A 7,597-nucleotide genomic window follows, 5' to 3' on the forward strand; every position below is an offset into this window, starting at 1 on the left:
AAATGCGCAAAACACAAGAAACGCTCATCAGCTTGTCCGCAGATAGCGCAGATGGAGACAGATGTCGGACAGAGCGAAATTGTTGAGAGAGGAAACACGCCCGGGGAACCGCGAAAAAACAAAACCGCCGGGAAACTCCGGCGGCTTCGATGTGGTGCGGGTAGGCCCCCGCCTCTGCCGTGTGAAGGACAATTGAACCCTAACCTTACGGTAAACGGTTGTCTGCTCAGCCTCACAATGAGGTCTTCGTAACAGGAGTGATCCTGTTCGTAAGGGGATCTCAGCGGGGGTTGAAGACAGATTCCCTCTAGATACAGGTGTCGGCTCAATTAAACCTGCATCATCACGGACAGCGCAGGGACATGTTTGTCAAACCAGCCTCTACTAGAAACATACCACATGTCGTATGCCTTGGCAAGCCCCGGAAAAATCGACGCCGAACGGGCAGGGCCGAACCGTCTTGTTGCATCGAGGGAGCCACTCGTGCTTAGATGGGCCCGGAGGAGCGGAATGGAAGACATCGTGCTGACACCAACCCTGCGCCTGGCTACGTCGATGATTTCGGCCGGAATTTCGGGGCTCGTGGCCTGGTTCGTCCTGGCGCGGGCGCGACACCAGCCGGTCAACCGCGTCATCGCAGGCATCGCGACGGCGTCGATGCTGTACAACGTCTTCCAGGTGCTGTTTTTCATCCTGCCGACGATCTGGTTCGTGCGCGTGGGGTGGATCGGTACGATCCTGCTGATCCCCCTGCTGGCCGAGTTCCCGGACGCCGTTCTCGAAGGCAGATACGCGAGAACCAGAACGCGGGGACTTGCGTGGGCGGCGACCGCCGTATTCCTTGCGGCATTGCCGACCGACATGATTTTCCGGTCGGGCCTCGAAATGACGCCAGACGGCCCGCTGGCAATCGGCGGGCCGCTCATGAAGGCGTATGCCATCGTCATGGGCGTGCTGCTGATACGGATCGCATACAGGCTCATCAAGGCCCGCCTGACGCACGAGGACGAGATGATGCGTCGCAGGGTGGAGTTCATCCTGCTCGGCGAGGCGTTTTACTGCCTGTGCGCTCTTCACGACATGCTGCTGCGGCACCAGATCTTCTGGGTGTTCGAGTTCCCGATCGTCGAGTGGGCGACGCTTGCGTTCATGATCATCGTGGTGTACGCCACCATGCGTTTCAAGTTGATCGATATCGACGTGGTCATCGGCACCGGGGTGTATTACATGCTGCTGACCCTGGGAACGGCGGCCCTGTATAAAACCGTCGAGAACATTCTTCAGAACGACCTCCAGAAGTATATCGACGAAACCTCCTGGTGGGCCCAGATTCTGCCCTCGTTTGCGGTCGCTCTTCTGATCGCGCCTGCGAACATGCTGATCCAGCGCCTGACGGAAGGCTGGTTTCTCGAACCGGAGTTTCGCAAAATGGAAATCTTCCGGAATCCGAATTTCCAGTATCTCGTTCTCAACGGACGTGTCGAGGAGCTTCGCAAACTCCGTTCCGAACTCGACCGACTCGTCGATCACGCCTCGAACCCTCGGAAACCGTTGTAGGCTCCGACTGCTGCGCGCGCCTGCGGGCGGATCCGGGAGGCGGGTTGCCAATAGATGAAATGGTGTGTACAATGCATGCATGGGCAAACGAACGATTGCATCGATCATCGGAATCTTCGTCATTGCGCATGCGTTGTCGGTTGGAACGCCCGCCGGGGCGGTGACCCCCGAATTCGCGGCGCTGCATCGAGACCAGTATCAGCTCACGAAAGACGTCATTCTCAAGAAGATGCTGTACACCTGCGGCTCGATCAACTCGACGTATGCCGGTATCAACGATCTCGTGGCCGCGCTCCAGTATGCGAAGAAGAACGGCGATCCCCGCGCCATTTCGGCGCAACTGCTGGCCGTTCGAATGGGCCTCGAGGAAAAGCCGGCGCTGATTCGTCATATAGCTGCTGAAATAGAATTCTGCGAGAAGCATCCGAACTTCCCGAGGGGGTTCGACGATTCGCCCGAAGGACCGGAGCTGATCAGCGCTGAATTTTACAAGATCGCTTCGCACATCGAGAACCTGAAGATCAACCACGCCTCGGCGGATCTCGCCGTGCTTCGCAAGGAAGCCGAACGCGTCGTTTTCGAGCTGTTCTGGACCGACAGCGAGAAGATGCGCTCCCTCTCGATGGACATCCTGAATTTCCTGCGCATCGAGCTGAAGGAAGACATTCCCTTCGACGTTTTCCACAAGCCTCTCAAGCCGGTTCGCTGAACTCGCGACAACACACGGCGGGGCGGGTTTCAAACCCGCCCCGCCGCTCGCTTGAGGGGAGCCCTCAGGCCGGTTTCTGCCGGGAACGGGAGCGCCGGGGGTTGCGCTTCTTGGCCATGCTCCGGTCGCGGCCCGAGCGGAGAGCTTTTCCGAGACCCATGAGAACGTCGGCTTCGAGATGCTCGTCCTGGAGAGCGATGATCTCGTCGCGGATCATCGCGGCGCGCTCGAACTGAAGCTCTCGGGCGGCTTTGTCCATCTCGGCCTGGAGTTCCCTGACCAGTTCGGCAAGACGGTCTTGGTCGATCTTTCCGCCTGATCCCTGCTCGCCGCCTTCCTGGCCGGGAAGGAAGATCTTCGGCAGCTTCTTCACGATCGATGCCGGCTCGATCCCGTTTTCCCTGTTATACCGCTCCTGGATCTCGCGGCGGCGCGCGGTTTCGTCGATACAGGTTTTCATCGAAGGGGTGGTCTTGTCGGCATACATGATGACCTCGCCCCGGACGTTGCGGGCGGCGCGGCCGCAGGTCTGGATCAGCGCCCAGGCCGAGCGCAGGAAGCCCTCCTTGTCGGCGTCGAGAATCGCCACCAGCGAGACTTCGGGCAGGTCGAGGCCTTCGCGGAGCATGTTGATGCCGACGAGCACCGAAAAAACGCCGGCCCGCAAGTCGCGCAGGATCTCGATGCGTTCGAGCGTTTCGATCTCGTCGTGCAGGTAGCGCGCGGGGATTCCCATCTGGGTGAGGTAGCCCGAGAGTTCCTGCGCCATGCGCTTGGTGAGCGTCGTCACGAGCACGCGCTCGCCGTGGTCGAGCCGGTCGCGGATCTTGTCCATCAGGTGGTCGATCTGGCCGTCGGTCGGAACGACGGTTATCTGCGGGTCGAGCAGGCCGGTCGGCCGAATCAGCTGTTCTGCAACGCAGGATTCCGAAACCTCGAGCTCCCATGGGCCCGGAGTGGCGGAGACGAACAGGAGCTGGCGCTTCCTGCCGAGGAACTCGTCGAAGGTGAGCGGCCGGTTGTCGAGCGCGGAGGGGAGGCGGAAGCCGAAGTCGATGAGCGTCTGCTTGCGGCTTCGATCGCCGTGGCACATGCCGCGCAGCTGCGGAACGGTCATGTGGGACTCGTCGAGGATGATCAGGCAGTCCTTGGGAAGGTAGTCGACGAGCGTGTCGGGCGCGCTGCCCGGCTCGCGGCCGGCCAGGTGGCGGGAGTAGTTCTCGATGCCCTTGCAGAAGCCCGTTTCCTTCATCATTTCGAGGTCGTAGCGGGTGCGCTCGTTGATGCGCTGCGCTTCGATTGCCTTGCCGCGGCTCTCGAACAGCTTGACCCGCTCGATCATCTCGGCCTCGATGGCGGCGAACGCGCGCTCCTTCTTCTCGACGGTGGTGACGAAGTGCTGGGCCGGGAAGATTTCGATCGCGGGCGGGCGGGAGATGACCTCGCCGGTCAGGGGGTCGAACCGTTCGATGCGGTCGATCTCGTCGCCGAAGTAGCGGACGCGGATCGCCTCCTCGCTCGATGCCGGGAAAATGTCGATCGTCTCGCCGCGCGCCCGGAACCGGGAACGGTGAAAGTCCATGTCGTTGCGCGAATACTGGATCTCGCTGAGCCGCTTCAACAGCTCCTGGCGAGGCAAAACGTCGCCCTGCCGGAGGGAGAGGCGCAGGCCGAGATAGTCTTCGGGCGAGCCGAGACCGTAGATGCAGCTGACAGACGCGACGACGATGACGTCGCGCCGCATGAAGAGGGAAGCGGTCGCCGAGTGCCGGAACCGGTCGATCTCCTCGTTGATGTCCGAATCCTTCTCGATGTAGCTGTCGGTCGTCGGGATGTAGGCTTCGGGCTGGTAATAGTCGTAATAGCTGACGAAATACTCGACCGCGTTTTCGGGAAAGAACTCCTTGAACTCGCTGTATAGCTGGGCGGCGAGGGTCTTGTTGTGCGTGATGACGAGAATCGGCCGCTGGATGCGCGCCGCGAGGGTCGCCATCGTGAACGTCTTGCCGGAGCCGGTGACGCCGAGCAGCGTAGTGTAGCGACGGCCGCCCTCGATCCAGCCCGCCAGCTGCTCGATGGCTCTCGGCTGGTCGCCGCGCGGCTGGAAAGGGCTTACCAGGGTGAGTCGATTCGGAGCGTTTGGTGTCGTCATGCCGGATATGGTAACATGGCGTGTCAAACCGGTTCCGCCGGTGTACCGGAGGCCGGGCGATACTCGTCGAAGGAGTGACCGTCAGTCGTGAAACTATATATAGCAGCAGACATGGAAGGCATCGCGGGCGTCGTATCCCCAGCGCAGATCGGCGACGGGGACTCGTCCGAGATCGAGCAGGCGCGCCGGCAGTTTACCGATGAAGTGAACGCCGTCTGCACGGGTGCGCTTGAAGCGGGGATCGAGGAAATCTACGTCAACGACTTCCACGGCAACGGCCGGAACCTGCTGATCGAACGGCTTCCGACGAGCGTCACGCTGATCCGGGGCGGATTCCGGCCCACCGCCGGCTTCGACCAGCTCGACCAGACGTTCTGCGGTCTGGTGCTGCTCGGGGCGCACGCCCGGTCGGGGTCGCGCGACGGGATCATCCCGCACACCTACTCCGACCGCCTCCGGTTCGAGTTATTCGGCTCACCGATCGGGGAGTTCGACGTTCTTTCGCTCGTGGCTGGCGAGCGCAAGGTGCCGACGATCCTCATTTCCGGCGATTCGAAGACGATCGAGCAGGTGAACACCAACATGCCCGCCGCGCCGACCGTCATCACCAAGTATCCCATCGGCGTCCGTTCGGCCGCGTGCATCCATCCCAAACGGGTGTGCGACGCCCTCCGGGAGGAGATCAAACGCGCGATCAAGGGCGCTTCGGCCATGGAACCGCCGCTGATCGCGCCGCCGCTTCAGCTCGGCGTCAGGGTCACCGACATGAACCTCGTCGATCGGATTTCCTGGATACCGAACATGAAGAGAAGCGGTGACGACTCCTTCGAATTCGTTGCCGAAAGTGCGGTCCAGATGGCGGAAGTGATCTATGGCATCACCCTCCTCACCACTTCCGGAAACTGATATATCTAATAGAATAAATAACGCCGCTCTTCGTTCTGTCCCGTCGCCTGCCCTGTTTTTCGGCTTCCACTGCCTGACCGCCGTTCTGTTGGTTGCCGAACTGGTCAGGCTGACGGCGCCCGGCGAATTTCTCTGGATCTACGACTCTCCGTTCTGGACGGACGGCGGTTCGCTGACTGCGATGATCTTCGCCGGCCTGTCGGTTCTCCTCGTCGCGGCCCCGCGGCCGACGGAGCTTCTTTTCCGGTCGGCGCCGCCCCTCGTGCTCACCGCGGCCTCGGCTTTCAACCTCGCCGGCCCGCACAGTCTGTCCTGGTGGGTGATCATCACGGCAGGCCTTGCGGGGTGGGGGATATGGCTGGCGCAGACGTGGGCTGCGGCGAGATGGCGTCTCGCGCTCGTTCCCCTGGCGGCTCTGAATTACGGCGTCCTTCTGTTCCTGTATCTGGACGCGAAGTTCTTCGCGATCACGAATAACCATCTCGGCCTCGTCCATTTCTGGTTTCTGCAGTTCAAGGGCATTTTCGCCGCCGCCGGGATTTCTCCGGAAACACAACGGGCCCTGCTGCTCACGGGAGCAGGCTACGTCGTGGTGACGACGGTCCTGGGCTTTCTGCTCCGCGACCGGCTCCGCCCGCCCGGCTGGCTGCCCGGACGGCTTGTCCTGGCGGCCGGCCTCTGCATCATCCAATTCCTGCAGTTCGAGGCGCTGGCGAATATCGTTCCCCTCCAGGAATACCTGAACTTCAGATTCGCGTTCGGCACCCGGCTGGTGCCCCAGGCCGCGAAGTTCAGAACGGCGGAGTTCTCCGCCATTCATTCTATATTGCCAACAATAGATGAAGCCGCCTGCTACGCCCCGGGGCGCTTCCGTTGGCGGGGAAGCGGCCGGCCGAATCTGGTCATCCTGCTCGTCGAGAGCTGGCGAGCCGACCTCATGCCCGAAAGCATGCCCGCCCTTGCCTGCCGCGCTGCGAACGGACTCTGGATGCGCAGCCATTTCTCACAAGCAAACTCCTCTCCACCAACGATCGGTGCGCTTTTTCACGGATGGTATCCGTTCAACTACATGTTTCATGCCGATGCGGTGGGGGAACCGGCGTTCTTCCGTTTCCTGAGAGATGCGGGTTACACCTGCAGCCTCGTGCATGGCAGCCCGCCGGACGGCCTGCAGGATTTCGGCGCGTTCCTGACGGGCTTTCGCCGGCTTCCTCCGCCGGTCAGGCCGGAAGACTGGCCGGGAACGGTCGACGAGGCGCTCGAAGCCATCCCGGCGCTTCTGGCGTCCCCCGGGCCGCAGCTCGTTTTCAGCTATCTCTACAACACCCATTTCGATTACCGGTATCCCCCCGCATACGAGCGGTTCAAGCCGGTGCTGCCGGAAGGAACGGACATGCTCTCCCTGATCCCGACTCCCGAGTCGGTCGAAGGAATGCGCAACCGGTACCGAAATGCCCTGGGGTTTCTCGACGACCGCCTCGACCGGTTTTTCCGCCGTCTTGACGAATCGGGAGCGGCCCACAACACCTGGGTCCTGCTCGTGGGCGATCACGGGGAATCGCTGGGCGATGCCGGTTTCTTCGCGCACGCAACCGGGCCGCACGTCAGCCAGTATCACGTTCCCTGCCTCATTTTCGGGCCGAACTGTCCCCCTGCCCGAATCGACGAGCCCACGCAGCATGTCGATATCCTGCCCACGCTCGGCGGCCTCATGGGGTTCGACGTGGACGGATTGCCCGGTCGCGATGCCCGAACGGCTTCTAGGCCGGCCGCCCTGTCGTTCGACTACTCGGCGGAGCGGCGGGTCATCGTCCGCACGCCGGCGCGCATGTCGATGTTCGATTACGACAGCGCCGGACGGTTCACGTGGGTCCTGACCATGCGGAACGACTTCGCCATCGATGCGCCGCTGTTCGACGCCTATTCGGCTACGGACTCGAGCCGGCTGGCCGGCCTGGTGCGGCAGGACGCCGAACTGCTGAGGCTGTTGCTGTCGCAGAAATAGCGCGTGACCGAGCGCGCAGACGCCGCAGGACGTGCGTTGGTTCGTATTGCTATGCGTCTCATATGCTGGGCGAATAGTATCACGTATAATATATATTATATCCGCATCGACACGATACCCCCGCTTGCCCTGAGCCTGTCGAAGGGCGAGAGCACTCGTGCTTCGACAGGCTCAGCACGAACGGTATCGAGCATGCAAGAGATTGTCGTGTTGCTTGTGAGCAACCGTGATTCTTGTCAAGGATTTTCGGCAACCAACATGTCATTCC

5 protein-coding genes are annotated in these 7,597 nt (G+C 61.6%); 4 read left to right on the plus strand and 1 reads right to left on the minus strand.

Features of this window, described 5'->3' with window-relative positions; translation table 11 throughout:
- The first annotated feature begins 510 nt into the window (after positions 1-510).
- Together PLU72_06945 and PLU72_06950 are read left to right on the plus strand one after the other, a co-directional pair.
- Entirely contained in the window at positions 511-1,557 is a 1,047-nt protein-coding gene (locus PLU72_06945) for a hypothetical protein (GenBank protein HOT27908.1), read from the plus strand.
- A gap of 79 nt (positions 1,558-1,636) precedes the next feature.
- Entirely contained in the window at positions 1,637-2,266 is a 630-nt protein-coding gene (locus tag PLU72_06950) for a hypothetical protein (GenBank protein ID HOT27909.1), read from the plus strand.
- A gap of 64 nt (positions 2,267-2,330) precedes the next feature.
- Here PLU72_06950 and uvrB read toward each other — a convergent pair whose 3' ends face one another.
- Positions 2,331-4,418 carry an excinuclease ABC subunit UvrB gene (gene uvrB / locus PLU72_06955; protein ID HOT27910.1) on the minus strand — a complete coding sequence of 696 codons (2,088 nt, stop codon included), beginning with the start codon at positions 4,416-4,418 and terminating at the stop codon, positions 2,331-2,333.
- 87 nt (positions 4,419-4,505) lie between these two features.
- On the opposite strand from uvrB, the gene PLU72_06960 reads away from it, so the two are divergent.
- Together PLU72_06960 and PLU72_06965 are read left to right on the plus strand one after the other, a co-directional pair.
- Positions 4,506-5,324 (plus strand): M55 family metallopeptidase, encoded by an 819-nt coding sequence (locus tag PLU72_06960; protein ID HOT27911.1) that lies wholly within the window; start codon positions 4,506-4,508, stop codon positions 5,322-5,324.
- Positions 5,290-7,329, plus strand: coding sequence for a sulfatase-like hydrolase/transferase (locus tag PLU72_06965; protein HOT27912.1), 2,040 nt, complete (start codon positions 5,290-5,292; stop codon positions 7,327-7,329). The genes PLU72_06960 and PLU72_06965 overlap by 35 nt, the downstream gene beginning before the upstream one ends.
- Positions 7,330-7,597 lie beyond the last annotated feature (268 nt).

The sequence above is a fragment of the Candidatus Ozemobacteraceae bacterium genome, assembly GCA_035373905.1.
Lineage (GTDB): Bacteria > Muiribacteriota > Ozemobacteria > Ozemobacterales > Ozemobacteraceae > MWAR01.

Excerpts from the sequence above, each read along its gene's own strand:
- PLU72_06945 (HOT27908.1), top strand. The coding sequence starts at position 511 with ATGGAAGACATCGTGCTGACACCAACCCTGCGCCTGGCTACGTCGATG.
- PLU72_06950 (HOT27909.1), top strand. The coding sequence starts at position 1,637 with ATGGGCAAACGAACGATTGCATCGATCATCGGAATCTTCGTCATTGCG.
- uvrB (HOT27910.1), bottom strand. The coding sequence starts at position 4,418 with ATGACGACACCAAACGCTCCGAATCGACTCACCCTGGTAAGCCCTTTC.
- PLU72_06965 (HOT27912.1), top strand. The coding sequence starts at position 5,290 with ATGGCATCACCCTCCTCACCACTTCCGGAAACTGATATATCTAATAGA.